Here is a 24,669-nt window from a genome sequence, read left to right as displayed (position 1 = left end):
TTGGAGCCGCGAGCAAGCCTGTGATGCCGCGTCGCCTCGGCTCATCCGCCTACGCGAGGCGGATCGTAAGCGGCCTCTTAATCCAGGCTTTGCAGCCGGACTTGCGCCGCCAATGCGCGCACCTGTTCCGGCGGCGGCAGGTGGGGGCCGACGCGCGCCAGTTTGGCGGCGGCGAAGGCAACCGCCAGCCGGGCTTCCGCCTCAAGCTCCAGCCCATCCAGCCGCGCCGCGGCCAGGCCGGCCACCAAGGCGTCGCCGGCTCCCACGGTGCTCAGCGGCTGTTGCGCCGGCAAGGAGGCCAGCAGCGAGCGGTCGCGGCTGGCGAACAGCGCGCCGTCCGCGCCCAGCGATACCACCACTTGTTCCACGCCGCGTTGCAGCAGCCCGCGCGCGCAGGCCAGCACCGCGGCGGTGTCGGGCAGGGCGCGGCCGGCCCAGAGCTCCAGTTCGTGACGATTGGGTTTGACGCAGTGAGGCGGAGCGTCTCCATCCAGAGCCTGGCTCAGCGCTTCTCCGCTGCTGTCCAGCAGCAGCCGCGCGCCCAGAGGCCGCAGCAACCGGCATAGCCGCAGATAGCTGTTGGCGGGCAGGCCGGGCGGCAAGCTGCCGCACAGCGCCACGATGTCGCCGGGGTTCAGCCGGGCGGCCAGCTCGGCGCCCACTTGCTCCAGCTGCGCTTCGCCGGCGGCGATGCCGGGCAGGTTGATGTCGGTGGTGTCGCCGCTGGAGAGGTCGGCCAGCTTGATGTTGACCCGGGTGTCGCCGGGCAGGCGCAGCATGTGGTCGGCGATGCGCTTGTCCAGGAACAATTGTTCGAAGGCTTCGCTGTTGTTGCGGCCCAGCAGGCCGAAAACGCTAACCGGCGCGCCCCAGTCAGCCAAGCAGCTGGCCACGTTGACGCCCTTGCCGCCGGCGTTGCCGCTGGCGCTTTGCGCCAGGTTGACCGCGCCGGGAGTCAGCCGGGCCAGGGCGATGGTTTGGTCCAGCGCCGGATTGAGGGTAACGGTGTGGACGCGGGCGCTCATGTCAGCTCCCGCGCCAGCATGCGCACTTCATCGGCGCTGTCGCAGGCCAGCGCCTGCTGAGCCAGGTCGCGCAGCCGACCGTGGCCGTTGGCGCACAGCTTGGCTTTGACCGCGGCCACGTCGCGGGGGCTCATCGACAGCTCGCCCACGCCCAGGCCGGTCAGCAGCGCGGCGCCGAAGGGATCTCCGGCGATGCCGCCGCACACGCCCACCCAGCGTTGATGGCGGCCGGCACCGGCCACGGTGTGCTGGATCAGGCGCAGCACGGCGGGATGCAGGCTGTCGGCCTCGGCGGCCAGTTCCGGGTGCTGGCGGTCCATCGCCAGCGTGTACTGGGTGAGGTCGTTGGTGCCGATGGAGAAGAAATCCACGTATTCAGCCAGTTGATCGGCCAGCAGGGCCGCGGCGGGCACTTCCACCATGATGCCGAGAGGCACCGCCGGGGCGTCCAGCTCGCGGCGTATGCCTTCGCACCAGCCCTTGAGCCGGGTGATTTCCTTCAGCGAGGTGATCATCGGGAACATGATGGACAGCGGCTGGCCGCCGCGGGCGGCGCGGTAGAGCGCGCGCAGTTGAGGTTCCAGCAGATCGCGGCGGCGCAGCAGCAGGCGTGAGCCGCGCATGCCGAGGAAGGGGTTTTCTTCGGCTGGCAGCTTCAGGTAATCCACCTGTTTGTCGCCGCCGATGTCCAGTGCGCGCACGATCAGCGGCCGTCCGTCCAGCGCGTCCAGCATGGCGCTGTAGGTGTGAAACTGCTCGTCTTCGCTTGGCGACTGTTCGCGTTCCAGAAACAGGAATTCGGTGCGCATCAGGCCCACGCCCTCGGCGCCGGCGTCCAGCGCGGCGGCCACCTGGTCAGGGCGGTTGATGTTGGCGGCGATTTCCACGCGGTGGCCGTCCGGGGTGATGGCCGGGCGCTGCCGCTGTTCCGCCTGTTGCTGCTGGGTGCGCTGCTGGGCCTGCAGCCAATCGCGGGCCGAGGCCAGGTCCTGCTCGCCGGGGTTCAGATAGAGCCGGCCGCCTACGCCGTCCAGGATGGCCGGCGTGCCGTCGGCGATGTCCAGCAAGGCCGGGCCGCCGGCCACCAGCGCCGGCAGCCCCAGGGTGCGGGCCAGGATGGCGGTGTGCGAAGTGGGGCCGCCTTGGGCGGTGGCCAGCGCGCGGATGCGGCCGGTGTCCAGGGTGGCGGTGTCGGAGGGGGTGAGGTCGGCGGCCAGCAGAATGCAGTCGTCGCCGTCGATGTCGGCCAGGGTGGCGCTGTTCAGCGCCGGGTCCAGCTGGCGCAGCACGCGGCGGCCCACGTCGCGGAGGTCGGCTGCGCGCGCCGCCAGCAGCGGGTTGCCCAGCGCGGCCAGCCGTTCCGCCATGCGTTCCACCGCTTGGTGCCAGGCCCATTCCACGCCGTGGCCGCCCACCATCAGCTGGCAGGTCAGGGTGATCAGATCGGTGTCGGACAACAGTTCGGCCTGGGCGTGGAAAATGCCGGCTTCGGCCTTGCCCAGCCTGCTGGCGGTGGCCGCGGCCAGCTCGGATAGTTCGGCGCGGGTGGCGCTTAGCGCCTCGTGCAGGCGGTCGCCGCCTTCTCCCAGCGCCACCGGGCGGTCCGGCACTTTGAGCTGGCCGGCGTGCAGCACGCGCACCACGCCGATGGCGAGGCCGGGGCTGGCGGCGACGCCGGCGATGGACAAGGGATGGCCGGGCGGGATCCAGCCCTGTTGCGCCGCCAGCAGTTGCGCTTTTTGCGCGGCGAGCGCGGCGTCGGTCTGCTCCTGGGCCGAGGCGTCGCGCATCGCGGACAACAGGGCGGCCAGGGCGGCGGCGGCGTCGGGTCCTTGGGCGGATACGGTGACGGTGTCGCCGTGGCGCAGGCCCAGTTGCAACAGGCTGATCAGGTTCTTGGCGTCGGCGGCGTCCTGGCCGTGGCGCACTTGCAGCTGGGCGGCGTGGCGGCGCGCGGCCTCCACCCATTGCGCGGCAGGGCGCGCGTGCAGGCCGTTGGGGTAGTCGACTATCCATTGCGCGCGCTCGGCCAGATCAGCCGCGGCGGCTTCGCCGGCAGCGGCCGGCGGCGTCTCTTCCAGCAAGGCCTGCACCTGGGCGGCGTCCCTTGCGTTGAATAGTTGTTCGAGCCGGACTTCGTCTTGCAGCAGCCGGGTCAAACGGCGCAGCAGGGTGATGTGTTCGTCGGATTGGGCGGCGATGGCGAACAGCAGCCGGGTGCGCTGGCCGGGGTTCCATTCCAGACCGTCCGGAATCTGCACGATGGCGATGCCGGTGCGGCGGATCAACTGGCGGTCTTCCACCATGCCGTGAGGGATGGCCAGGCCGTTGCCCAGAAAGGTGTTGGCCACCGCTTCGCGTCGCAGCAGGCTGTCGATGTAGGCAGGGTCTATGCAGCCGGCGTCGGCCAGCAACTGCCCGGCCAGGCGGATGGCCGCCTCTTTGTCGGCGGGCTGACAGCCCAGCCGGATCAGTTCTGGCTGGATCAGGGAGGAGGGCGATCCGGTATCGTGCATGTCGGTCTCTTCTGTCGGTTCAGGTGGCTGCGGGGTGTTTGTAACCTCTTCACGTTCCGCCGCGCGGCCGGGGGCCGGCGCGGAGTCGAACAGGCTCTGTATAGCGGATCGGCTCGCGCCCGCCAGCTGTCTTTGCGGAGGGGTGGCCGTTCGTGTGTTGAGTGAATTGAAAACGATTACATTTTTACTGTCAACATGCTCGTAGCAATGGCGCTACATCTTTGTGCTGTCTCAAGCGACAGTGTTGTAAAATTACGCTTTGGGGGTATGCTTGCGTAAACGTATTTCCGATTATGGCGAGAGAAAACGATTTCATATGACGGTCAGCATCAAAGATGTGGCGCAGGCAGCCGGCGTGTCGGTGGCCACCGTGTCGCGGGCTCTGGCCAAGGGCCCGGTCAGCGCGGCGTTGAAGGCCAAGGTGGAGGCGGCTATCGCCGCCACCGGTTATCGCCCCAATCTGTCGGCGCGGCGCTTGCGCTCGCGGCACAGCGACACCATCGGCCTGATCGTGTCCGATATCCGCAACCCCTTCTTCACCGCGGTCAGCCGCGCGGTGGAGGATGTGGCCTACCAGGCCGGCATGCGGGTGATTCTGTGCAACACCGACGAGAACCCGGACAAGGAGGCGATGTACCTCAGGTTGATGCAGGAGGAGCGCGTCACCGGGGTGATCTTCGCGGCCACCCGCGCCACGGCTGAGACGCTGGACGCCGAGGCGCTGGGTTTTCCCGTGGTGTTGATCGACCGGGCCGCGCCCGGCGGCGCGGCCGACGCGGTGGTGCTGGACAACGCCGCCGCCGCCGGCCTGTTGGTCAGCCATTTGCGTGAGCAGGGCCATAGTCGCATCGGCGGGTTGTTCGGCAATACCAGCAGCACCGGAGCGGAACGACACGCGGGTTTCGCCGCCGCGTTGGCGGAGGTCGGGCTGGCCGCGCCGGCGCGTTTCGTCGCGCCCACGGCCGAGGCGGCGCAGCAGGCGGTGTCCGCCTGGCTGGCCGAGGCCGAGGCGCCACGGGCGCTGGTGATCAGCAACGGCCTGCTGCTGCTGGGCGCGATGCGCGCGGTGCGCGCGCTGGGCCTGGAACTGCCGCGGCAGCTGGCGCTGGCCGGTTTCGACAACGACAGCTGGACGGAGCTGGCCGGACCGGGGCTGACGGTGATAGAGCAGCCGGTGGACGAGATCGGCCGCGCGGCGATGGCGATGTTGCTGGAGCGCCTGGAGCAGCCGCAGCGCTCAACGCGCAAAGTGGTGCTGACCGGCCGGCTAGTGGTCCGGGGCTCCAGCTTGGCCTAGCGCTGGCTTCAGCCGCTGTGGCGGAGGCGAGACAGGGGCGCGCCCGGCCCGGCCGAGGGCCGCGGGTTTGATTTTTAATGTATTAAATGTTGTGCCATGATTTGCCGATGCCGTTTCAGCCATCGCCGCCCAGCCGGGCGGCCGCTAGGAGGAGGCCTGTCATGGATACGCGTTTCACCGGCGACATTCACCTTTCCACCCGCCAGGCGGCGGACGGCGACAAGCTGGATTTTTGGCTGAGCGAGGTGGACCGCTTACTGGTCCGGGTGGAGTGCGACCGCCGCCCGGAAGAGCGGCTGGAGGCTTCGCTGGACTGGCAGGACTTCGGCTTGCTGCGCATGGCCACGATACGCGCCAACCAGCACGCGGTGACGCGCAGCGGGCATAGCCTGAGCCGGGACGGCCGGGACTCCATCTTTGCCTGCCTGATGCTGCAGGGCGAGGGCTTCAGCCATCAGGGCGTGGAGTGCGCCCGCCACGGCCCGGGCGACGTGGTGTTGTACGATACCGCGCGCCCTTACGGCCACGGCTTTCCGGCCGATATGGCGATGGCGGTGCTGGACATTCCGCGGCCCTTGTTCCAGGAGCAGGTGGGGGTGTGGAACGAGCGCGGTCTGGTGCGCATTGAACGCGCCGCAGGCATGGACGCCTTGGCGGCCCACCGCTTGCTGAGCGGCGGCGCGGCCGCGCGGCGGCATTTGGCCAGCCAGTTGCTGGAGTGGCTGCACTCCTTGTGGAGCGCGCGTCAGGGTTTGCCTGCTTCCCGATCCACCTTGTGCAGTCTGTGGCGGGCAAAGGCCTATATCGAACGGCATCTGGCCGAGGACGATCTGGACTGCGAACGCATCAGCCGCGCGGTGGGGGTGTCCGCGCGCCAATTGGCCCGCATCTTCGAACAGGAAGGCGAATCGGTGACGCGCCATCTGTGGGGCCGTCGGCTGGAACGTTGCCGGGTCGACCTGGCCGATCCGGCCTTGCGCCACCTATCGGTCAGCGAACTGGCTTTCCGTTGGGGCTTCAACCACATTGCCCATTTCTGTCGAAGCTATAAACGCCGCTACGGTGAAACGCCGAGCCAGACCCGGGCCGAAGCCTTGGCCGCGCGCGTCCTTTCCAGACAACAAGACTGTCCTCATTAGGCAAATTTCACGCTCTCCCCATCGTTAGAGTGGACGGGTCCGCCGCGCTTCCGGGCATGGCTGACGCCCACCTAATAAAGAGGAGACATCATCATGCACACACGAATGGGCGGTTCGCCGCCGGGCGGCCGCGCGCGCGCCGCTGGCGAAAGAGAGGCCCGCCATGCGCCTCTCCTATGAAAACAAATTGCTGGCCATCCTGGCGCTAAGCTTCGGTTTCGTGTTTTTCGATCGGCTGGCGCTGTCCTTTCTCTTTCCCTTCATGGCGGCCGAACTGCGCTTGACTCCCGCGCATCTGGGCATGCTGGCGTCGGCCTTGGCGCTGACCTGGTCCTTGTCCGGGCTGGGTCTGGGGGCCTGGTCGGACCGGCGCGGCGTGAAAAAGCCGATGCTGGTGGCCGCGGTGCTGGCGTTCTCGTTGTTTTCCGCTGCTTCCGGCCTGGTGGCCGGTTTCCTGTCCTTGCTGCTGTTCCGCGCGCTGATGGGGGTGGCGGAAGGGCCGGTGCTGCCCATTTCCCAATCGCTGCTGGCGGCGGCATCCACGCCGGCGAGGCGCGGTTTCAATATGGGCATCGTCAACGGCTCGGCGCCGGGCCTGCTGGGCGCTGTGCTGGGCCCGCCGCTGCTGGTGGCGCTGGCCGAGACCCACGGCTGGCGCGCCGCCTTCTACCTGTCCTGTCTGCCCGGGCTGCTGATCGCCTGGCTGGTTTGGCGGCATGTGCGCGAGCCGGCGCCCGCGCCGATGCCGGCAGGCCGGGGCGGCGGCTTCGTCTCGTTGCTGGGCGAGCGCAACATTCTGCTGTGCGTGCTGATCGCCTGCAGCTACATCACCTGGTTCATCATCCTGATCTCCTTCACGCCCACCTTTCTGATTCAGGTCAAGGGCATGAGCCCGCAGGCGATGGGAGCGGTGATGAGCAGCCTGGGCTTCGCCTGGGTGGCGTGGGGCGCGCTGGTGCCGGCGATTTCCGACCGCATCGGCCGCAAGCCGGCGATGGTGGGGTTTTCCTTGATCGCCGCCTGCTGCCCCTTGGTGTTGCTCAACGTGGACCGCATGGCCTGGCTGCTGCCGCTGGTGTTTCTCAGCTACACCGGCTTGGGCTGCTTCACCCTGTTCATGGCCACGATTCCGGCGGAAACGGTGTCGCCGCGGCGCATCGCCACCGCGCTGGGCATGATCATGGGAGTGGGCGAACTGGCCGGAGGCTTTGTCGCGCCCACGGTGGCCGGCTTCGCCGCGGACCGCTACGGCCTGTCCATCGTGATGTGGATCGCCATGGCGGGCGCCCTGTTGCCGGCGCTGCTGTCCTTGGGCCTGCGCGAAACCGCGCCGCTGCGGCTGAAGCCGAGCGGAGCCGTGCCGGAAGCCGACCGGGCGCAGACCTGAGCGCCATTCTCATTGCGCGTCCCGCTGCGCCGGGACGCCGCACTCCCTGACGGAGAACATCATGCACAAGACTTTGATCAATACGCTGGCCGGGCTGTCGGCGGCGTTGGCCTGTGTAACGGCTCAGGCCACCCAGTCCGGCGCGGACACCATCGGCGCCGGCGCCGAGGGTTTTCTTGCCGGCGCGCTGCCGCCGGCCGGCTGGTACGGCGTGTTCTATTACACCCATTATCAGGCTAAGCGTTTCAACGACGATGCCGGCAACGCTTCCGTGCCGGGCTTCAAACTGCAGGCCGACGTGTTGGTGCCGCGGCTGCTGTATATGTCCGACCGGACCTTGTGGGGCGGGCGCTTGGGCGGTTTCGCGCTGGCGCCGCTGCCCAGCTTGAGCCTGGACGCGGGCGGTGGGCATGAGCGCCGCAGCGGTCTGGGCGACGCGGTGCTGGGGCCGGTGCTGGCCTGGGGCGACGCCGGGCCGCTGCATACGGTCTTGGCGGCCGACATCGTGCTGCCCACCGGCAGTTATGATCGCGATCGGATGTTGAACCTGGGGGCCAATCATTACTCGCTGCGGCCGGTGTTCGCCTTTTCCTATCTGCCGGCGTCCGGCTGGGAGCTCTCGTCCAAGATCAGCTACACCTTCACCGGCAAGAACCGGGACATCGATTACCAGTCCGGCCAGCAGTTCCATTTCGACTACTCGCTGAGCTATGCGGCCGGCCCGGCCTGGCGGCTGGGGCTGAACGGCTATTTCATCAAGCAGACCACGGATGATACCCAGCATGGTCAGGCGGTGGCGGGCAACGGCTTTCGCGGCCAGGCTTTCGCCATCGGCCCGGCGCTGCGCTATCAGTTCGACAAGGCCGGCTTGGAGCTGAGGTGGCTGAAGGAGTTCGAAGTGCGAAACCGGCCGGAGGGCGATGCCTTGTGGCTCAAGCTGGTGTTGCCTTTGTAGCGGAAGGGATTGATGCGGGAGGAAGTGCCGGGCGCGTGCGCCCGGCACTTTTTATTTGGAGACGCGCAGTGGCCCGATTAGCCGGGTCAGAGTGTTGTCCTTGACGATGAAGTGGTGCCATAACGCCGCGGCCGCATGCAGGATGGCCAGCCACATCAGAGCGTTGCCCAGCCATTCGTGAGCTTCCTTGAGATCGTGCGAGATATCCGGCATGGGGGGGAGCAGCAAGGGCAGGGGAAAACCAAAGAAGTCTATATTCTTGCCGGCGGCTTGGATAAAGGCGATGCCCAGCAGCGGCAATGCCAGCATCAGCGTGTAGAGCGACCAGTGGCCTGCCTTGGTGGCCAAAGCCGCCAGCCGGCCCGGCTGGGGGGTGATGGCGGGCGACGGATTGCCCGCACGCCAGATCAGGCGAGGAAACAGCAATAACAAGATGAGTAGTCCGGCCTGAACATGGGCGTATTTGACGCTGTCGCGCAGCGGCGTGCCCTTGGGGAAAATCCCTTTGGCTTCAATGAAAATCAGCGCGGCAATGACGCCTAAAGCGCCTAGCCAGTGTAGCGCGCGGGAAACCGCGCCATAGCGTTGAGAAGTATTGCGCAGCATGAGGAATGTCCTTGCATGGGGTAATGCGTGCAGCATGGAATGCAAAGCTTATGCGAAGCTTAAGAACCTGTTTACGCTCTCTCGAGCCAAGGCGAAAACAGGTTCTGAGAAATCAGAATAGATCATGAACAAGTTCTAATGATTTTTTTGCAAGGTCTGGGAGGCGAAGCCACGGCTCAATCTAGCCGGCGCAGCACGGTTTGTGTCGGAGGCGGCTTCGCTGCCGGCCGCCCCTGTCGGAACAGGGGCTTACGGTGGCGGCTTACTGGCCGGAGAGCATGAATTCCGCGCAGCGCTCGGCGATCATCACCACCGGCGCATTGGTGTTGCCGGAGACGATGGAGGGCATCACCGAGGCGTCGCAAACCCGCAGACCGGTCACGCCCTTGACGCGCAGCCGAGGGTCCACCACCGCGTCGGCGTCGCCGCCCATGCGGCAGGTGCCGACCGGGTGATAGACGGTTTTGGCGAATTGGCGGATGTGCTGCTCCAGCCTCGCGTCGTCGGCGTGCTCCGCCGGCGAGGGCAGCAGTTCTTCGGAGATCAGCCGGCGCATCGACGGCGCCCGCAGAATGCGACGCGCCAGTTTGACGCCGCGAAGCAGGCCGGCGATATCCTCCGCCTCGCGCAGCGCGCCGCTGTCGAAGCGCAGCGGCGCGGCCTGGTCGGCGCCGGCCAGCGCGACGCTGCCGCGCGACTTGGGGCGCAGCAGGCAGGGATTGATGGAAATGCCGTGGCCGGGCAGCGGCTCGCGATCCGCGTCGCCCACCAAGGTGGGCAGCACATGAAACTGAATGTCCGGCCGGCCGCCGCCGCCGGTGTCGACGAAACCGCCGGATTCCACCACGTTGGAGCTCAGCAAACCGGTGCGGAACAACTGCCATTGCAGGCCGTGGCGCAGCGCGGTCAGGCCGCGGTCCTGGCCCAACAGGCTGATGGGCGCTCGGGCGCGGCCGTAGACCGACACTTCCAGATGGTCCTGGTAGTTGGCGCCCACTTCCGGCGCGTCGCGCAGCACGGCGACGCCGTGTTCGCGCAGCTGCGCGGCGGGGCCGATGCCGGACAGCATCAGCAGTTTGGGGCTGGACAGCGCGCCGGCGCACAGCACGATCTCCGCCGTGGCGCGCGCGCGCTGGAGGCCGCCGGCGTCGCGCCATTCCACCTGACAGGCTCGGCGGCCGTCGAACCCGATTTTTTGCACATAGCAACCGGTGCGCAGGTCCAGTTCGGACCGTTGCCGGACCGCTGCCAGATAGGTGGCGGCGGTGCTGCCGCGCTGTCCGTCGAAAGTGGTGGTGTGGTAGAAGCCGACGCCGGCCTGTTCGCGGCCGTTGAAGTCGTCGTTGTAGGTCAGGCCGATTTCCTGAGCGCCCTGGACGAAGGCCAGGCTCAGCGGATGACGGTAGCGGGTGTCGCTGACTTTCAGCGGCCCGTCCACGCCGTGGTAGGGCTCGGACAAGCGCATATGGCTTTCCGCCTTCTTGAAGGCGGGCAGCACCCGCGCCCAGTCCCAACCCTCGCAGCCCTGAGCGGCCCAGTCGTCGTAGTCGGCGGCCTGGCCGCGGATGTAGACCATGGCGTTGACCGAACTGCCGCCGCCCAGAGTGCGTCCCTGAGGCACGAAGATGCGCCTGCCGGCGGCTTCCGGCTGCGGCTCGCTGCGGTAGGTGACGGTGCGTTCGCTGCCCAGCACCTTGATGAAGGCCGCCGGCATGTGGATGTAGGGACTGTTGTCCGGCGGGCCGTCTTCCAGCAGCAGCACGCGCTTGCCGGCTTCGATCAGCCTATGGGTCAGCACGCAGCCGGCGGAGCCGGCTCCGATGAGGATGTAGTCGTAGTCGCGCATGAAGTCTCCCTTGTTGTAGCGCCGGCCTTCTTCTGTTTGAGGATGGGCGGCTGCTCCAGCATAGGGCGGCCGCGCGCGGCGGCCTTGACCGGGCGCGCCCGCGGTCTTGACCGCCGCGGACGCGCCGGCCGGGAGATTCAGCCTTGGCGGATCAGCGCGCGCAGAACGCGCTTGCAGGCGGCCAGATCCTGTTCGCCCAGCCCAGCCAGGATCTCCCGCTGTTGTTGCCCGGCGATGCGCCACAGCGTGGCGGCTTGTTCGCGGCCGGCCTCGCTGAGCCGATAGCCGGCGGCGTCGCGGGTCAGCAATCCCTTGCGGCGCAACTCGGCCTCGGCCAGTTCTATCGCCTCCGGCGGCATTGCCGCCTCGCGCTGCAGCGCGCAGCCATCCAGCCCCGCTTGCTGTTCCAGCACCAGCAGCAGGCGCGCCTCGCCGCCGCCCAGGCCGGTGGCGAGTTGGCGCGGCCGGTAACTGGCCTGGTAGGCTTGCAGCGCCTGGGTCAGCAGATAGAGCAGGTTGTCGCCCAGCCAGCCGGGCTGGGGTTCCGCGGCCGCGGCCGGCCGAGCGCGCGGGAGCGCGGCGGCGTACATGCCCTGGTGGTAGAGCAGCGGCGCGGCGCCGCAGTCGTCGAAGGCCTCGACCAAACCCAGCAGAATCCAGTGGTCGCCGCCGTCCAGCCGCTGATGCAGCCGGCAATGGAAGCGGGCGGCGCAGCCGTCCAGCAGCGGTGCGCCGCCTAGGCCGGTTTCCGGTTCCAGGCCGGCGAATTTGTCCGAGGCGGCGCGGGCGAAGCGGTTGGACAGCTCAATCTGGTCGGCGGCCAGCACGTGAACGGCGAAGTGGCCTGCCTGGTTGAACACCGCGTTGCTGGCGGAGCGCTTGTCCAGGCTCCACAGCACTAGCGGCGGGTCCAGCGAGACGGAGTTGAAGCTGTTGGCGGTGACGCCGGCGCGTTCGCCGTCCGGCGTGGAGGCGGTGACGACGGTGACGCCGGTGGCGAAGTTGCCGAGCGCGCGGCGCAGCGCGCGCGCGTCGTGGGCAGGGGCGGGTGCGTTCATGGCGTATCCTCAAGGCCGCCCGGCGCGGGGCCGGAACGGCGCGGGTGGGAGAGGCTAGAGGGACGGTAGAACCTGTTCAAGGTCTTGCGAGCTAGAGCGAGACAAGGCGAAAACGGTTGAGAAAGCGGAGTGTGCAAGTGGTACATGAGCCTTTCGAAGCCGTTTTTAACGCCGTATCGCGCGAGGCGCAGCAGACTTTAAACAAGCTCTTAGACCATGGAGGGGTCCGGCTCCAGCCCCAGCAGCGAACGTCCCAGGATCTGGGCGCAGACGTCGTAGTCGGTATAGGCGTGGGCGCCGGTCATATGGGCGTCGCGGAACAGCCGCTGCGCCTCGTTTTCCAGCCGCCAACAGTTGCCGCCCATGGATTCGAACAAACGGTCCACCGCCTGGATGCACATCTTCACCGCATAGGCTTGGTTGGTGCGCCAGAAGGCCAGCGTTTCCGCCGTGGGGTAGCGCTGGGCCGCGCCGTGCTCGGCGTGATCGCGCCAGCTGGCTTCCAGCAAGGCGCGCGCGGCCAGCACTTGGTGAGTGGATTCGGCCAGCCTCATATAGGCTGGCAGCGCGGCGCCCACTTGGGCGCCGGTGTAGGCGCGGATGCGGTTGCGGCTGCGTTCCTTGAAGACTTGCAACATGCGCTCGGCCACGCCCAGGCTGATGGCGGCGAAGCCGCTGGCGAAGTAGGGCCGGTAGGGCGCGTAGAAAATCTTGCTGTCCGGGTACAGGCCGAAGCCGGCGGAGCGGCCTTCCATCATGTCCTTGGCGGCTTCTATCCGGTGTTCCGGCACGAAGACCTTGTCCACCAGCAGCGTCTTGGTGCCGCTGCCTTGCATGCCGGCGGCGTGCCAGTCGTCGCGTATCTGGTAATCGGCGCGCGGCACCACGCCAAAGCAGTATTGCGGTTCGCCGTCCGGGCCGGGGCGGCGAAAGCCCAGTATCGCCCACTCAGCGTGGTCGCAGCCGCTGCTCCAGCCCATTTCACCGCTGAGCAGCACGCCGCCGTCCACGGCTTCGGCCCGGCCCAGCGGCGCGATGCTGCTACTGGCGGTGGCGTCGCGGTCCTTGCCCCAGACCTCCTCTTGCAGCCGGGCGGAGAACAGCGCGATCTGGTGACTGTGGGTGGCCAGCAGGCTGGCCGCCCAAGCGGTGCTGGCGCAGGCGCCGGCCAGCGCCGCCACGCAGTCCGCGAATTCCGGCAGGCTGATTTCCTTGCCGCCGTAAGGCTTGGGCTGGAAGGCGCGGTGAAAGCCTATGCTTTTCAACAGCGCGATGTTTTCCGCCGGCACGGTGCGTTCGCGTTCCGCCTGCTCCGCATTGGCGGCGATGGCGGGCAGAATGGGGAGCAGGGTTTCCAGCAAGGGATTGGGGTGGCGCATGGCGGTCTCCTGGGTGCGTGGTGGCGCTGGACAATAATGAATACCTTCATCGAATTTGCATTATGGATAGCGATACCACGCACTGGAATGCACCTTCCAAGCTGTCTTAGGTACTTTTCATAGAATTTGCGCGCATGGCTGAGGGGGCGGATCCACGCCAGCATATCGGGGAGGCGGCCTGTTCGGCTTCGTGCTCCGGTCCCAGCGGGATGTCGCGACGGTCGCGCAGCAGCAGCGTGGCGGCGAGGCCGATCAGCGTCATGCCGCTCAGATAGGCGGTCACCGCGGCGGTGGAGCCGGTCTGGGCTATCAGAGCCTTGGCTATCATCGGCGCGAAGGCGCCGCCGAGAATGGCGCCCAGCGCGTAGGAGATGGATACGCCGGAAAAGCGCACCGAGGCGGGGAACAGCTCCGCGTAGAAGGCCGATTGCGCGCCGTAGGTCAGGCCGGTGCCCACGGACAACAGGCACAGCGCCAGCAGCACCGCCGGCAAGCCGGCGCTGTTGACCAGCGGGAACAGCATCAGCACGCCGGCCAGCTGCACGCCGAAGCCTATGATGTAGATGCGGCGGCGGCCGATGCGGTCCGACCAGACGCCGGCCAGCCAGGTGAAGGCCATCCAGCAGGCGGAAGCGAAGGCGACGGCCAGCAGCACCGGGGTGCGCTCCATGCGCAGCGCGCCGGCGGGGTCAGTGGTGTAGTTTTGGATGAAGCCGCCTGTGGTCATGTAACCGACGGCGCTGTTGCCGGCGAACACCAGCGCGGCCAGCAGCACCAGCGACGCGTGGCGGCGGAACAGGTCCAGCACCGGAGTGCGCGAGCCGGCTTTGCGCGCCTTGATCTCCTCGAAGACCGGGCTTTCCTCCACTGAGCGGCGCACCCATTGGCCTATGAACAGCAACACGACGCTGAACAGGAAGGGCACGCGCCAGCCCCATTCCAGGAAGGCGTCGCCGGGGGAGATCACCCCGCTCATCAGGGCGAACACGCCGGAAGCCAGCAGCAAGCCCAGCGGCACGCCTATCTGCGGGAAGGCGCCGTAGCGGCCGCGCTGACCGCGCGGCGCGTGTTCCACCGCCATCAGCACCGCGCCGCCCCATTCGCCGCCGGCGGAGATGCCTTGCAGGATGCGCAGCAGGATCAGCGCGAGCGGTGCCAGCAGGCCGGCGGATTCATAGGTGGGCAGCAGGCCGATCAGCGCGGTGGAGGCGCCCATCAGCACCAGGGTCAGCACCAGCATCGCGCGCCGGCCAAGCCGGTCGCCGTAGTGACCGGCGAGAAAGGCGCCCAGCGGCCGGAATAGGAAGCTGACGCCGACCGAGGCGAAAGCGATCAGCGTGGCGGAGCGCTCGCCGGCCGGAGCGAAGAACAGCTTATTGAACACCAGGCCGGCGGCGCTGGCGTAGATGAAGAAGTCGTACCATTCGATGGCGGTGCCGATCACGGTGGCGTAGGCGACTTTGCGCGCGTTCGCGCTTGAGCGAGCGGGGGTGTGACTCATCTTTGTTCTCCTCGGGGGCGGAGCCGGAGCCGGCTCCGGGCGGCGCCTTGTTCTTGTGTGGTCGCCGCTTTGGGTGTGGCGGGCCGTGCGGCCCGCCGTGGGTCAGTAGGCGGATGGGGATGCCGGCAGGTTGGGCGTTTGGCTGCGGAAGGCCGCGGCCAGCGCTTCGGCGCGGCGCGCCAGCAAGGTGGTGTCGACGCCGACGGCGACGAAACGGGCTCCCAGTTCCAGCAGACGGCGCGCTTCGGCTTCGTCGGCCATCAGGATGCCGGCGGCCTTGCCTTGGGCGCGGACGCGGCGGATGGCGTCGTCCATCGCCGCGCGCACGTCCGGGTGGTCCGGCCGGCCCGGATGCCCCATGTCAGCGGCCAGGTCGGCAGGGCCGATGAAGACACCGTCCACGCCGTCGGTGGCGGCGATGCCTTCCAGCGCGGCCAGAGCCTGCCGGGTTTCCACCTGAACCAGCACGCAGATTTCGCTGTCGGCCCGCGTCAGGTAATCCGGCACGCGGTTCCAGCGCGAGGCGCGCGCCAGCGCGCTGCCCACGCCGCGAATGCCGCGCGGCGGGTAGCGGGTGGCCGCCACCGCCCGCGCCGCTTCGTCGGCGTTTTGCACCATGGGCAGCATCAGCGTTTGCGCGCCGATGTCCAGCAAGCGCTTGATGCGCACCGGGTCGTTGCTGGCGGCGCGCACAATGGGGTGGCAGGGGTAGGGGGCGATGGCCTGCAGTTGCAGCAGCACGTCGTTCAGTTCATTGGGCGCGTGTTCGCCGTCTATCAACAACCAGTCGAAACCGGCGCCGGCCAGCAGTTCGGCGCTATAGGGGCTGGCCAGGCCCAGCCACAGGCCGATCTGGCTGCGGCCGTCCCGCAGCGCGGTTTTGAATGGGTTGGCGGGGAGTTGCATGGCGGTTCCTCTTGAGGGGTCAGACGAAGCGGCAGCTGATCGCGCCCAGCGGGCCGTAGTCGACATGGAAGGTGTCGCCGGCGCGCGCCGGCACAGGCCGGGTGAAGGAGCCTGCCAGAATCACCTGGCCGGCCTTGAGCTCGACGTCGAACGGCGCCAGTTTGTTGGCCAGCCAGGCCACGCCGTTGGCCGGGTGGTTGAGCACCGCGGCGGCGACGCCGGATTCCTCGATCACGCCGTTGCGGTACATCAGCGCCGCCACCCAGCGCAGGTCCAGCTCGCGCGGGCGGATGGGCCGGCCGCCCAGCACCACGCCGGCGTTGGCGGCGTTGTCGGCGATGGTGTCGAACACCTTGCGCGGGCGCTGGCTGTCCGGGTCTATGGACTGGCTGCGCGCGTCGATGATTTCCAGCGCCGGAATCACGTACTCGGCCGCGTCGTAGACGTCGAACAGCGTGGCGCCGGGGCCGGACAGCGGCCGGCCCAGGATGAAGGCCAGCTCCACTTCCACCCGCGGCACAATGAAGCGGGACACCGGAATATCGGCGCCGTCGTTGAAAAACATATCGTCCAGCAGCGCCCCGTAGTCGGGCTCGTCTATCTGAGAGGACATCTGCATGGCGCGGGAAGTCAGGCCTATCTTGTGGCCCTTGAGCTTGCGGCCTTCCGCCAGCTTCATTTCCACCCAGCAGCGTTGTATGGCGTAGGCGTCCTCTATGGTGATCTCGGGGTGTTCCAGCGAGAGCTGGCGGATCTGCCTGCGTTCGCGCTCGGCGTCGTGCAAGCGGCGCGCGGCGGCGCGGATCTGGTCTTGGCTCAGCATGCGGGCTCCTCAGGAGGGCTGACGGAAACGTTGGTGCACATTGTTGTGCTTGAAGTTGAGCGTGGCGGACAGTTCGGTCAGCTCGAAGCTGAGCGCCAGGTAGCGCTGGTCGAACAGCGGTTCGAAGTGGCGTTGGATCAGCGCGAACACCTGCTCGGCGGTGGCGCTGCGCTGCGCCTCGGTGCGCCCGCTGCCTATCTGCAAGGTGCAGTGGACGAAGGCGTAGTCGGCTTCCCCGTCGGCCATGCGCCAGGTGTCCAGCCAATGGGCGCGGCTGCGGATGCCGGCGAGGGGAAACAGGCCGCTGGCGGCCAGGCAGTCGTGCACCTGGCGGAAGAGCTCCGGCAGGTTGGCCTGCTCGCGAATATTGTCGGTGCATTCAGCGATGAAGTGCGGCATGGCGCTCTCCCTGAGGTTCCACCGGCAGCACCGCGTTGATCTGGCCGGTGCCGGAGCTGCCGAAGTAGGGGGTGATGATTTCCGCGCGGCCTTGGTAGTTGTCCCAGCCCAGCGCGCCCAGCAGCATGGCGGTGTCGTGCATGAAGCCCTCGCCGTGGCACTTTTCGGCGTACTCCGGCAGCATGTCGCAGAAGGTTTTCCAATCGCCGTCCAGCCACATGGAAATGACTTCTTGGTCCATGCTTTCCAGGAAGGGGCTCCAGGCTTTGTGCAGGTATTGCTCCGCGGTGCCGTTCTGGGCGAAGCGGTGCGACAGCGAGCCGCTGGCGAAGAAGGCCACGCGGCCGTCGTAATCGCGCTCCACCGCCTCGCGCATCGCCGCGCCCAGCCGCGCGCTGTCGGCCAGATCGTGCACCGTACACAGCGCGGCCACGGATACCACCTTGAAGTGCTGGTCGGCGTTCATATAGCGCATCGGCACCAGGGTGCCGTACTCCAGCGGCAGCGTGGTGGCGTCGTGGGCGCGGGTATGTACCCCGGCGGCGGTGGCGGCTTCCGCCAGTAGCTTGCCCAGAACGGGATTGCCCGGGTAGGCGTAGGGCATGTTCTTGATGAAGTGCGGCAGCTCATTGCTGGTGTACACGCCTTCGAAGGCCGGCGCGCAGTTGACGTGGTAGCCGGAGTTGACCAGCCAGTGGGTGTCGAACACCACGATGGTGTCCACGCCCAGTTCGCGGCAGCGGCGGCTGATCTCCTTGTGGCCGTCTATGGCCGCCTGGCGGCAGCCTTGATGCGGGCCGGGCAGTTCCGACAGATACATGGACGGCACGTGCGTGATCTTGGCCGCCAGGGCTAGGGTTCCCATTGCGTTCTCCTTTGTGCTGCGCGGGCGCTGCGCCCGCGCGTCGTTCCGTTTGTGGAAGCGGCCGTCTGGGCGGCCTTGGCTTGCGTGTCAGCGGGTTTCCACGCCCCAGCGCGGGATGAAGTGGCTGCCCATGGAGACGCAGACGTTTTTCACCTCGGCGAAGGCTTCGAAGCTGTATTCGCCGCCCTCGCGCCCAACGCCGGACGCCTTGACGCCGCCGAAGGGCTGGCGCAGGTCTCGCACGTTCTGGCTATTGACGAAGACCATGCCGGCCTCGATGCCGCGCGCCAGACGGTGAGCCTTGCCGATGTCCTGCGTCCAGATGTAGGAAGCCAGGCCGTAGTCGACGTCGTTGGCCAGCCGCAGCGCCTCGGCCTCGTCGCTAAAGCGCAGCAGGCAAGCCACCGGGCCGAAGATTTCCTCCTGGGCGATGCGCATGCGGTTATCGACATCGGCGAATACGGTGGGGCGGATGAAGTGACCGGCGGCCAGCGCTTCGGGCAAGCCGGCCGGACGCTCCAGGCCGCCGGCCGTCAGCCGTGCGCCTTCCTCCAGGCCGATGCGGATATAGCCGGTGACTTTGTCGTAATGCTGGCGGGTGATCATCGAACCCACCTGGGTATTGGGGTCCTGCGGGTCGCCGACGATCAAGCGTTGAGCGCGGGCGGAGAATTCCGCGACGAAGCGATCGTAGATGCCGTTCTGGACGAAGATGCGGCTGCCGGCGGTGCAGCGTTCGCCGTTGAGGGAGAAGATGGTGAACAGCGCGGCGTCCAGCGCGCGATCGAAGTCGGCGTCGTCGAAGACCAGCACCGGCGATTTGCCGCCCAGCTCCATCGAGTACTTCTTCAGCCCGGCGTTTTGCATGATGCGGCGTCCGGTGGCGGTGCCGCCGGTGAAGGACACCGCGCGCACGTCCGGATGGCTGACCAGGGCTTCGCCGGCGCTGGCGCCGTAGCCCTGCACCACATTGAACACGCCGGGCGGGATGCCGGCCTCCAGCGCCAGCCGGCCCAGCTCGTTGGCGGTCAGCGGCGACAGTTCGGACATCTTCAGCACCGCGGTGTTGCCCAGCGCCAGGCAGGGCGCGGTCTTCCAGGTGGCGGTCATGAAGGGCACGTTCCACGGCGATACCAGCGCGCACACGCCCACCGGCTGGTACAGCGTGTAGTTGAGCATCTGCTCGTCCACGGGATAGCTGTGGCCGTTCATGCGGGTGCAGACTTCAGCGAAAAAGTCGAAGTTGTGCGAGGCGCGGGGGATCAGCACATTGCGGGTCTGGTGGATGGGCAGGCCGGTGTCCAGGGTTTCCAGTTCAGCCAGCCGCGGGACTTCGCGCTGAATCAGCTCGCCCAGTTTGCGCATCAGCCGCGCGCGCTCCTTGGCCGGCGTGGCCGCCCACTTGGGAAAGGCCGCCTTGGCGGCGGCCACCGCCAGGTTGATTTCCTCGGCGCCGCCCGCGGCCACTTCGCCCAGCGCTTCGCCGGTGGCCGGGTTGTAGTTGACGAAGCTGTCTTGGCTGGCCACTTCGCGGCCGTTTATCCAGTGTTTGATCATGGGGTTTCCTTTTTCGCGTTCCGGCGCGCAAGCCAGTCCGTTTCGCTTATGATGTGATTGAGCAGCCGGCCGACGCCCGCGACTTCCACGACGACTTCGTCGCCGGGGCGCACGTCGGACAGGCCTTGAGGCGTGCCGGTGGCGATCATGTCGCCCGGCTGCAGCGTCATGAAGGCGGACAGATATTCGATCAGGAAGGGGATGTCGAACACCATGTCGCGGGTATTGCCGCTTTGGACGCGGAGGCCGTTGACATAGGTGGCCAGCTCCAGGCAATGCGGGTCGGGCACGTCGTCGCGGTCCGCCATCCATGGGCCGATGGGGGTGAGGCCGTCGCGGTTTTTCACCCGCAGATTGGGCCGGTAGTAGTTTTCCAGATAGTCGCGCACCGCGTAGTCGTTGCATACGGTGTAGCCGGCGACATAGTCCATCGCCCGCGCGCGCTTCACCTTGCGCGCGGTCTTGCCAATCACCGCCACCAGTTCGCACTCGTAGTGCATATATTCAACATTGTCCGGCCGCATTGATTGTTGGCGGTGGCCGGTCAGAGTGGCGGGCGTCTTGAGGAACACCAGCGGTTCGCTGGGCGGTTTGAAGTCCAGTTCGGCGGCGTGGTCGGCGTAGTTGAGGCCCAGCGCGAACAGCGTGCCTTGGCACGGCGGCAGCCATTCCACCTCGGTTTCGCCCAGGCGGCGGCCGTCCGGCAGCACGATGGCGCCGTCGGCGTCGGCCTGCGCGCGCCAGGTTTGGCCCTGGTAACGGATGCGGGCGTGTCTCATTGGATATCCTCCTCGGCCGCGACGATGTTTTCCAGGCGGCCGATGCCGTCGATCTCCACCGCCACGGTGTCGCCCGGACGCAGCCGGGCGCTGCGCGGCGGGGTGGCCACGATCAGCAGGTCGCCGGCGTACAAGGTGAGGAATTGGCTGACGTCGGCGATCAACTGGGCGACGCCGCGCAGCCAGTCGGCGCTGTCGTTGGTTTCGGCCAGCGCGCCGTTGACGTAGGTGCGCACCTGCACCCGTTGCGGATTGATGGCGTCAGGGCCGGCCTCGGGGCCGATGGGGCAGAATCCGTCGCGGCATTTGGCCTGGATCGCCGGCCGGTAGAAACTGGTTTCGGCCAGGCTGACCTCGTTGACCACCGCGTAACCGCCGACGTGGGACAGGGCGTCGGCCGCGCTCACGCGGCAGGCGTCGCGGGCGATGCGCACGCCCAGCGCGCCGCCGGCGTAGACGGCGTCGGCATCGGCGGGAAAGGGAATGGGCGCGCCGGAGGCGCTGACGGTGTTGCGCGGCTTGACGAACAGCACCGGCGCTTGCGGCGGACGCTGGTAGGGGGCCTGTTCGAACTCCGCCGCCAGCGCCGCCTGCAGACGGCGGTGGTTGAGCGCCGCGCCGTAGATGGCCGCCGGCCGCTCTGTTGCGGCGTCTAGGACAAGGCTCATGCTTAACTCCTTGTTATTGAATGGGTTGCCGTTGTTCAAATATTCATTAACATGTTAAAGTTTATAACGATAACGGCGGGCTGCTGTCAATGTTTATCCATGTTGCATTGCGGGGAAAGCCGCGGAAAACCGCGCTTGGGCAGCTGCGGCCTTGTTTGTCGATTTGGCGCTGAGGCCAGAGCGGCGGTCTTTTGCAGAGAACATGCGGCAAGTGCGGCCGACTATGGCGAAAATGTCACAAGAGAGGGGTGGCGATGAGCAGAAACCCGCGCGGCCTAGGCGCGCGCATACCGAATATCGACATCGGCAAGGCTTACGACAGCCCTTACGAGTCCGTCGACATCCATTGTGAATCCTTCGGACGGCTGGCGGCCTTTTTCGGCCGCAATATGCCGGTGCACAGGCACGACCGTTTTTTGCAATTGCACTACCTAGCCAGCGGCGATATCCGGCTGCAGCTGGAGGAGGATCACTACCAGGCGCGCGCGCCGCTTTTGTTTCTGACCCCGCCCACGGTGCCGCATGCCTTCATCACCGGGCCGGAGGCCGACGGCCATGTGCTGACCTTGCGTCAGGAGCTGGCGCGCGGCTGGCTGGAGGAAGCGGGGCCGGATGCCTTGAGCGCGCCGTTCTGCGTGGAGCTGGGCGAGGTGCCGGCGGAATGGGCCGATATGGCGCGGCGGCTGCCCGAGCGGCTGGCGCAGTTGCAGCGGGAGAGCGAGGCCCCGGAGCCGGGCGCGGATCTGGCGCGGCAAGCCTTGGCCCAACTGGTATTGGTGGACGTGTTGCGGCTATCCGGCCTGCCGGGGCCGCGGCGGGGGCCGCGTCGCGACGAGTGGCGGCTCTACCATCGCTTCAACGGCTTGATCGAGGCGCATTACCGTGAACACTGGAGCCTGGACCGCTACGCGGCCGAACTGGGCGTCAGCGAGGCGCGGCTCAACGACGTGTGCCGCCGGTTGGCGGACTTGCCGTCCAAGCGGCTGGCGCACGACAGGCTGTTGCAGGAGGCGAAGCGTCTGTTGATCTATTCCCCCGCCTCGGTGCATGCCATCGCCTATGAATTGGGCTTCAAGGACCCCGCTTACTTTTCCCGCTTCTTTCAGCGCCTGGCGGGCTGCCCGCCCAGCGACTACCGCGCGCGCCGCCAGGCCTGAATCCGCGCGGCCTAGTGCGTCGCGTCGTGGGCCGATTCCAGACCGCGCGCGCCGGGAGGCGCGCCCAGGTGGGCCAGGGCGCGGGCGCGGGTGTGGGACGGGGCTTCGCCGAACAGCTTGCGGTAATCGCCGGCGAAATGCCCCAAGTGGTAAAAGCCCCAGGCCCCGGCGGCGTCTCGCACGCCGTGGCCGGCTTGCGTGGGGTTCAGCAGCATGCGGCGCACCGCGTTCAGGCGGATGGAGCGCAGATAATCGACCGGGGTGGTGTCCGCCACCAGCTGGAAGCTGTTTTGCAGCGTGCGGCGGCTGACGCGCAGACGGCTGCACAGCTCCAGCACGGTCACCGGCTCGTCCGGCTTGGCCAGCGCCAGCGCCTGGCTGCGCCTGACGATGTCGCAATGAGTGGCGAAGGTCAGGTTGCCGAGGCGCTCGCCCAGCGCGACGTCCGCCAGCGCGTCTTGCAGCAGGTCCAGCAATTGGTGCTGAATCACTTTCTGGTTGCCGGCGTAGGACAGCAGGGCCGGGTCCAGCAAGGCCTGTTCGAACACGCCGTTCAGCAGCGCGCGCAGCGCCGCCAGCGCGGCCGGGCGGGCGGGGAACACCGGGGTCTTGCCTCGCGCCTCGCGCAGCGGGCGGCACAGCGCCGGCGTCAATTCGGCCAAATCCTCGTAGGGCACCGACACCTGAACCGAATCCGCGCCCGGCGGCAAGTGAAACACGAAGTCCTCGCCGCCGCGCAGCGCCATCAGGGCGTTGTCGGGCACGGCGACGCCTTGCAGGCTCAGCGGCGACGGCGCGCGGATGGGCAGCGCGAAATGGATCATGCCGCCGGGCGCGCGCCCTTGCTGCACCACGCGCTGGTTGAAGCTCTCGCGGAAGATGTCCAGGCGCGAGGTGCGCACTCGGCTCAGGGTGCTGCGGAAACGCCCGCCGCTGATCTGGCTGTATAGCTGCTCCCAGCCGGGCAGGGCCTCGGCGTGCAGGTGGGCGTCGTCAAAACAACGGGCTGCGGCAATCATCTGCTTTCTCCGGTGGGTGGGGGTGGAGTCCGCCTGTTTTCGGTCCCATGTTCTGGGCCGCAAAATGATTAATATGTTATTCAAATCGAAATGTCCAGTCTTCCGTGGGATGGTTAGCCGTTGTTTTTACTGAATGTTTCCATCTGGCGACATGCTGCGCCGCAACGCGAAGGGCCGGTCCGCGCTTTGCCGATTTGGGATAAGCCGCGGCGGCGACGCTGGGTATATTGAGCCATCGCCGGCCGCGCTCACGCGGCGGCAAGCTTGATTGAAAAGGAGACGCGGATGGATCAAAACCTGGTGCCGGTGCTGGAGTCGGTGCGGGCCTTTCTAGAGCGGGAACATGGGCTGTGGATAGACGGCAAGCCGCGGGCGGCGCTGTCCGGGCGGCGAAACGAGGTGCGCAATCCGGCCAGCGGCGGGGTGATCGCCAGCGTGGCGGACGGCGAGGCCGCCGATGTGGACGCGGCGGTGGCCAGCGCGCGGCGCGCCTTTGAGTCGGGCGCCTGGTCCGGCTTGCGGCCGGCCGAGCGCGAGCGCGTGTTGCTGAGGCTGGCGGATTTGCTGGAGGCGCACGCCGAGGAGCTGGCGCAGCTGGAAACGCTGAACCAAGGCAAATCCATCCACCTGGCCCGAGCCATCGAGGTGGGCGGCTCCATCGAATACGTGCGCTATATGGCGGGCTGGGCCACCAAGATCACCGGCGAAACCCTGGACGTGTCGATTCCGGCGCCGCCGGGCGCGCGCTTTACCGCCTTCACCCGGCGCGAGCCGGTGGGCGTGGCCGCCGGCATCGCGCCGTGGAATTTCCCATTGATGATTGCCTTGTGGAAAACGGTGCCGGCCTTGGCGGCCGGTTGCACCGCGGTGTTGAAACCGGCCAGCGAGACACCGCTGAGCGCGCTGCGTTTGGCGGAGCTGGCGCTGGAGGCCGGCGTGCCGCCGGGCGTGTTCAACGTGGTGACCGGGCGCGGCGAAGTGGCGGGCCGCGCGCTGGCCGGGCACCCGTTGATCGGCAAGGTCAGCTTTACCGGCTCCACCGAGGTGGGCAAGGCCGTCGGCCACGCCGCGCTGGACAATATGACCCGGCTGGCTTTGGAGCTGGGCGGCAAGAATCCGATGCTGGTGCTGGGCGACGCCGACATCGACCAGGCGGTGAAGGGCGCTTTGCTGGGCGGTTTTCTCAATCAGGGCCAGGTCTGCGCCGCCGCCTCGCGGCTGTACGTGCATCGCAGCAAATTCAATATGTTCGCGGAGGCGCTATCCGCCGCCGTGGCCGGCATGCGTTTGGGGCCAGGCATGGATCTGGATGCTCAGGTCAACCCGCTGGTGTCGCAGCGGCGACAGCAGGCGGTGTGCCGGCTGATAGAGCGCGGCCGCGCCGCCGGCGCCCGAGTGTTGACGGGCGGCGGCGCCGCCGATCTGCCCGGCTATTTTGTGCAGCCGACGGTGATGACGGACCTGGCGCCGGACAACCCGGTGGCGCGGGAGGAGGTTTTCGGTCCGGTGCTGGCGCTGATCCCTTTCGACGAGGTGGACGAGGCGGTGACGCTGGCCAACGACACGCGCTACGGCCTGGCCGCCAGCGTGTGGACCAATGATTTGTCGGCGGCGCTGGACATCGTGCCGCGGTTGCAGGCCGGCACGGTCTGGGTCAACAGCCATATTCCGCTGGACCCGGGCATGCCCTTCGGCGGTTACAAGGAATCCGGCCTTGGCCGCGAATTCGGCAAAGGCGCGGTGGAGAGTTTCACCGAGATCAAATCGGTCTGCATCGCCCATTGAGC

General features: G+C 67.6%; 21 protein-coding genes. 6 read left to right on the top strand and 15 right to left on the bottom strand.

Annotated features, from left to right (window positions below):
- Positions 1-77: 77 nt before the first annotated feature.
- Both pfkB and ptsP read right to left on the bottom strand, forming a co-directional pair.
- Positions 78-1,025 carry a 1-phosphofructokinase gene (pfkB, locus tag ACUXV1_RS21700; RefSeq protein ID WP_043639576.1) on the bottom strand — a complete coding sequence of 316 codons (948 nt, stop codon included), beginning with the start codon at positions 1,023-1,025 and terminating at the stop codon, positions 78-80.
- The gene (gene ptsP, locus ACUXV1_RS21695) at positions 1,022-3,541 is read right to left on the bottom strand and encodes a phosphoenolpyruvate--protein phosphotransferase (RefSeq protein WP_446016510.1); all 2,520 of its coding nucleotides are present in this window, start codon (positions 3,539-3,541) and stop codon (positions 1,022-1,024) included. The genes pfkB and ptsP overlap by 4 nt, the downstream gene beginning before the upstream one ends.
- A 316-nt stretch (positions 3,542-3,857) precedes the next feature.
- Here ptsP and ACUXV1_RS21690 point away from each other — a divergent pair, with 316 nt between their 5' ends.
- The 4 genes from ACUXV1_RS21690 (at position 3,858) to ACUXV1_RS21675 (ending at position 8,319) form a co-directional block, all read left to right on the top strand.
- On the top strand, positions 3,858-4,838 hold the full coding sequence (locus ACUXV1_RS21690) for a LacI family DNA-binding transcriptional regulator (RefSeq protein ID WP_446016509.1): 981 nt from the start codon (positions 3,858-3,860) through the stop codon (positions 4,836-4,838).
- A gap of 161 nt (positions 4,839-4,999) precedes the next feature.
- Positions 5,000-5,977, top strand: a complete 978-nt coding sequence (locus ACUXV1_RS21685) for a helix-turn-helix domain-containing protein (protein ID WP_043639582.1) — start codon at positions 5,000-5,002, stop codon at positions 5,975-5,977.
- Positions 5,978-6,140: 163 nt separating this feature from the next.
- Complete coding sequence (locus ACUXV1_RS21680; RefSeq protein WP_446016508.1) at positions 6,141-7,364, top strand: MFS transporter; 1,224 nt, start codon at positions 6,141-6,143, stop codon at positions 7,362-7,364.
- A 61-nt stretch (positions 7,365-7,425) separates the two neighbouring features.
- The gene (locus tag ACUXV1_RS21675; protein WP_446016507.1) at positions 7,426-8,319 is read left to right on the top strand and encodes a SphA family protein; all 894 of its coding nucleotides are present in this window, start codon (positions 7,426-7,428) and stop codon (positions 8,317-8,319) included.
- Between the two features lie 51 nt (positions 8,320-8,370).
- On the opposite strand, the gene ACUXV1_RS21670 is transcribed toward ACUXV1_RS21675, so the two are convergent.
- The 12 genes from ACUXV1_RS21670 to ACUXV1_RS21615 all read right to left on the bottom strand — a co-directional run bounded on the left by ACUXV1_RS21670 (position 8,371) and on the right by ACUXV1_RS21615 (position 20,706).
- Entirely contained in the window at positions 8,371-8,925 is a 555-nt protein-coding gene (locus ACUXV1_RS21670) for a cytochrome b (RefSeq protein ID WP_446016506.1), read from the bottom strand.
- A 262-nt stretch (positions 8,926-9,187) separates the two neighbouring features.
- On the bottom strand, positions 9,188-10,771 hold the full coding sequence (locus ACUXV1_RS21665; RefSeq protein ID WP_446016505.1) for a GMC family oxidoreductase: 1,584 nt from the start codon (positions 10,769-10,771) through the stop codon (positions 9,188-9,190).
- A gap of 137 nt (positions 10,772-10,908) precedes the next feature.
- Positions 10,909-11,829 (bottom strand): p-hydroxyphenylacetate 3-hydroxylase reductase component, encoded by a 921-nt coding sequence (locus ACUXV1_RS21660; protein WP_446016504.1) that lies wholly within the window; start codon positions 11,827-11,829, stop codon positions 10,909-10,911.
- A gap of 209 nt (positions 11,830-12,038) precedes the next feature.
- Positions 12,039-13,208 carry a p-hydroxyphenylacetate 3-hydroxylase oxygenase component gene (locus ACUXV1_RS21655; RefSeq protein WP_446016503.1) on the bottom strand — a complete coding sequence of 390 codons (1,170 nt, stop codon included), beginning with the start codon at positions 13,206-13,208 and terminating at the stop codon, positions 12,039-12,041.
- Between the two features lie 106 nt (positions 13,209-13,314).
- Complete coding sequence (locus ACUXV1_RS21650; RefSeq protein WP_446016502.1) at positions 13,315-14,709, bottom strand: MFS transporter; 1,395 nt, start codon at positions 14,707-14,709, stop codon at positions 13,315-13,317.
- Positions 14,710-14,811: 102 nt separating this feature from the next.
- Positions 14,812-15,615, bottom strand: coding sequence for a 4-hydroxy-2-oxoheptanedioate aldolase (gene hpaI, locus ACUXV1_RS21645; protein WP_446016501.1), 804 nt, complete (start codon positions 15,613-15,615; stop codon positions 14,812-14,814).
- Positions 15,616-15,634: 19 nt separating this feature from the next.
- The gene (gene hpaH, locus ACUXV1_RS21640) at positions 15,635-16,438 is read right to left on the bottom strand and encodes a 2-oxo-hept-4-ene-1,7-dioate hydratase (protein ID WP_114154307.1); all 804 of its coding nucleotides are present in this window, start codon (positions 16,436-16,438) and stop codon (positions 15,635-15,637) included.
- A gap of 9 nt (positions 16,439-16,447) precedes the next feature.
- Positions 16,448-16,837, bottom strand: coding sequence for a 5-carboxymethyl-2-hydroxymuconate Delta-isomerase (locus ACUXV1_RS21635; protein WP_043639611.1), 390 nt, complete (start codon positions 16,835-16,837; stop codon positions 16,448-16,450).
- On the bottom strand, positions 16,818-17,702 hold the full coding sequence (hpaD, locus tag ACUXV1_RS21630) for a 3,4-dihydroxyphenylacetate 2,3-dioxygenase (RefSeq protein WP_446016500.1): 885 nt from the start codon (positions 17,700-17,702) through the stop codon (positions 16,818-16,820). Before hpaD ends, ACUXV1_RS21635 begins: the two co-directional genes overlap by 20 nt.
- A gap of 87 nt (positions 17,703-17,789) precedes the next feature.
- Positions 17,790-19,259, bottom strand: a complete 1,470-nt coding sequence (hpaE, locus tag ACUXV1_RS21625) for a 5-carboxymethyl-2-hydroxymuconate semialdehyde dehydrogenase (RefSeq protein ID WP_019101019.1) — start codon at positions 19,257-19,259, stop codon at positions 17,790-17,792.
- Positions 19,256-20,038: a fumarylacetoacetate hydrolase family protein gene (locus ACUXV1_RS21620; protein WP_194426036.1), complete on the bottom strand. Its 783-nt coding sequence runs from the start codon at positions 20,036-20,038 to the stop codon at positions 19,256-19,258. The genes hpaE and ACUXV1_RS21620 overlap by 4 nt, the downstream gene beginning before the upstream one ends.
- A complete protein-coding gene (locus tag ACUXV1_RS21615; protein ID WP_043639618.1) occupies positions 20,035-20,706 on the bottom strand; it encodes a fumarylacetoacetate hydrolase family protein in 672 nt (223 codons plus the stop codon). Before ACUXV1_RS21615 ends, ACUXV1_RS21620 begins: the two co-directional genes overlap by 4 nt.
- Positions 20,707-20,960: 254 nt before the next feature.
- Between ACUXV1_RS21615 and hpaA the strand changes: the two genes are divergently transcribed.
- On the top strand, positions 20,961-21,863 hold the full coding sequence (gene hpaA, locus ACUXV1_RS21610) for a 4-hydroxyphenylacetate catabolism regulatory protein HpaA (RefSeq protein WP_114154311.1): 903 nt from the start codon (positions 20,961-20,963) through the stop codon (positions 21,861-21,863).
- A gap of 11 nt (positions 21,864-21,874) precedes the next feature.
- Here the strand turns inward: hpaA and ACUXV1_RS21605 are convergent, their stop codons facing one another.
- Positions 21,875-22,882, bottom strand: a complete 1,008-nt coding sequence (locus ACUXV1_RS21605) for a helix-turn-helix domain-containing protein (protein ID WP_194426037.1) — start codon at positions 22,880-22,882, stop codon at positions 21,875-21,877.
- 285 nt (positions 22,883-23,167) lie between these two features.
- Between ACUXV1_RS21605 and ACUXV1_RS21600 the strand changes: the two genes are divergently transcribed.
- Positions 23,168-24,667, top strand: coding sequence for an aldehyde dehydrogenase family protein (locus ACUXV1_RS21600; protein WP_446016499.1), 1,500 nt, complete (start codon positions 23,168-23,170; stop codon positions 24,665-24,667).
- Positions 24,668-24,669 lie beyond the last annotated feature (2 nt).

The sequence above is a fragment of the Chromobacterium sp. W521 genome, assembly GCF_052805975.1.
This window is presented reverse-complemented; position numbering and strand designations above follow the sequence as displayed.

Excerpts from the sequence above, each read along its gene's own strand:
- pfkB (WP_043639576.1), bottom strand. The coding sequence starts at position 1,025 with ATGAGCGCCCGCGTCCACACCGTTACCCTCAATCCGGCGCTGGACCAA.
- ptsP (WP_446016510.1), bottom strand. The coding sequence starts at position 3,541 with ATGCACGATACCGGATCGCCCTCCTCCCTGATCCAGCCAGAACTGATC.
- ACUXV1_RS21690 (WP_446016509.1), top strand. The coding sequence starts at position 3,858 with ATGACGGTCAGCATCAAAGATGTGGCGCAGGCAGCCGGCGTGTCGGTG.
- ACUXV1_RS21685 (WP_043639582.1), top strand. The coding sequence starts at position 5,000 with ATGGATACGCGTTTCACCGGCGACATTCACCTTTCCACCCGCCAGGCG.
- ACUXV1_RS21680 (WP_446016508.1), top strand. The coding sequence starts at position 6,141 with ATGCGCCTCTCCTATGAAAACAAATTGCTGGCCATCCTGGCGCTAAGC.
- ACUXV1_RS21675 (WP_446016507.1), top strand. The coding sequence starts at position 7,426 with ATGCACAAGACTTTGATCAATACGCTGGCCGGGCTGTCGGCGGCGTTG.
- ACUXV1_RS21670 (WP_446016506.1), bottom strand. The coding sequence starts at position 8,925 with ATGCTGCGCAATACTTCTCAACGCTATGGCGCGGTTTCCCGCGCGCTA.
- ACUXV1_RS21665 (WP_446016505.1), bottom strand. The coding sequence starts at position 10,771 with ATGCGCGACTACGACTACATCCTCATCGGAGCCGGCTCCGCCGGCTGC.
- ACUXV1_RS21660 (WP_446016504.1), bottom strand. The coding sequence starts at position 11,829 with ATGAACGCACCCGCCCCTGCCCACGACGCGCGCGCGCTGCGCCGCGCG.
- ACUXV1_RS21655 (WP_446016503.1), bottom strand. The coding sequence starts at position 13,208 with ATGCGCCACCCCAATCCCTTGCTGGAAACCCTGCTCCCCATTCTGCCC.
- ACUXV1_RS21650 (WP_446016502.1), bottom strand. The coding sequence starts at position 14,709 with ATGAGTCACACCCCCGCTCGCTCAAGCGCGAACGCGCGCAAAGTCGCC.
- hpaI (WP_446016501.1), bottom strand. The coding sequence starts at position 15,615 with ATGCAACTCCCCGCCAACCCATTCAAAACCGCGCTGCGGGACGGCCGC.
- hpaH (WP_114154307.1), bottom strand. The coding sequence starts at position 16,438 with ATGCTGAGCCAAGACCAGATCCGCGCCGCCGCGCGCCGCTTGCACGAC.
- ACUXV1_RS21635 (WP_043639611.1), bottom strand. The coding sequence starts at position 16,837 with ATGCCGCACTTCATCGCTGAATGCACCGACAATATTCGCGAGCAGGCC.
- hpaD (WP_446016500.1), bottom strand. The coding sequence starts at position 17,702 with ATGGGAACCCTAGCCCTGGCGGCCAAGATCACGCACGTGCCGTCCATG.
- hpaE (WP_019101019.1), bottom strand. The coding sequence starts at position 19,259 with ATGATCAAACACTGGATAAACGGCCGCGAAGTGGCCAGCCAAGACAGC.
- ACUXV1_RS21620 (WP_194426036.1), bottom strand. The coding sequence starts at position 20,038 with ATGAGACACGCCCGCATCCGTTACCAGGGCCAAACCTGGCGCGCGCAG.
- ACUXV1_RS21615 (WP_043639618.1), bottom strand. The coding sequence starts at position 20,706 with ATGAGCCTTGTCCTAGACGCCGCAACAGAGCGGCCGGCGGCCATCTAC.
- hpaA (WP_114154311.1), top strand. The coding sequence starts at position 20,961 with ATGAGCAGAAACCCGCGCGGCCTAGGCGCGCGCATACCGAATATCGAC.
- ACUXV1_RS21605 (WP_194426037.1), bottom strand. The coding sequence starts at position 22,882 with ATGATTGCCGCAGCCCGTTGTTTTGACGACGCCCACCTGCACGCCGAG.
- ACUXV1_RS21600 (WP_446016499.1), top strand. The coding sequence starts at position 23,168 with ATGGATCAAAACCTGGTGCCGGTGCTGGAGTCGGTGCGGGCCTTTCTA.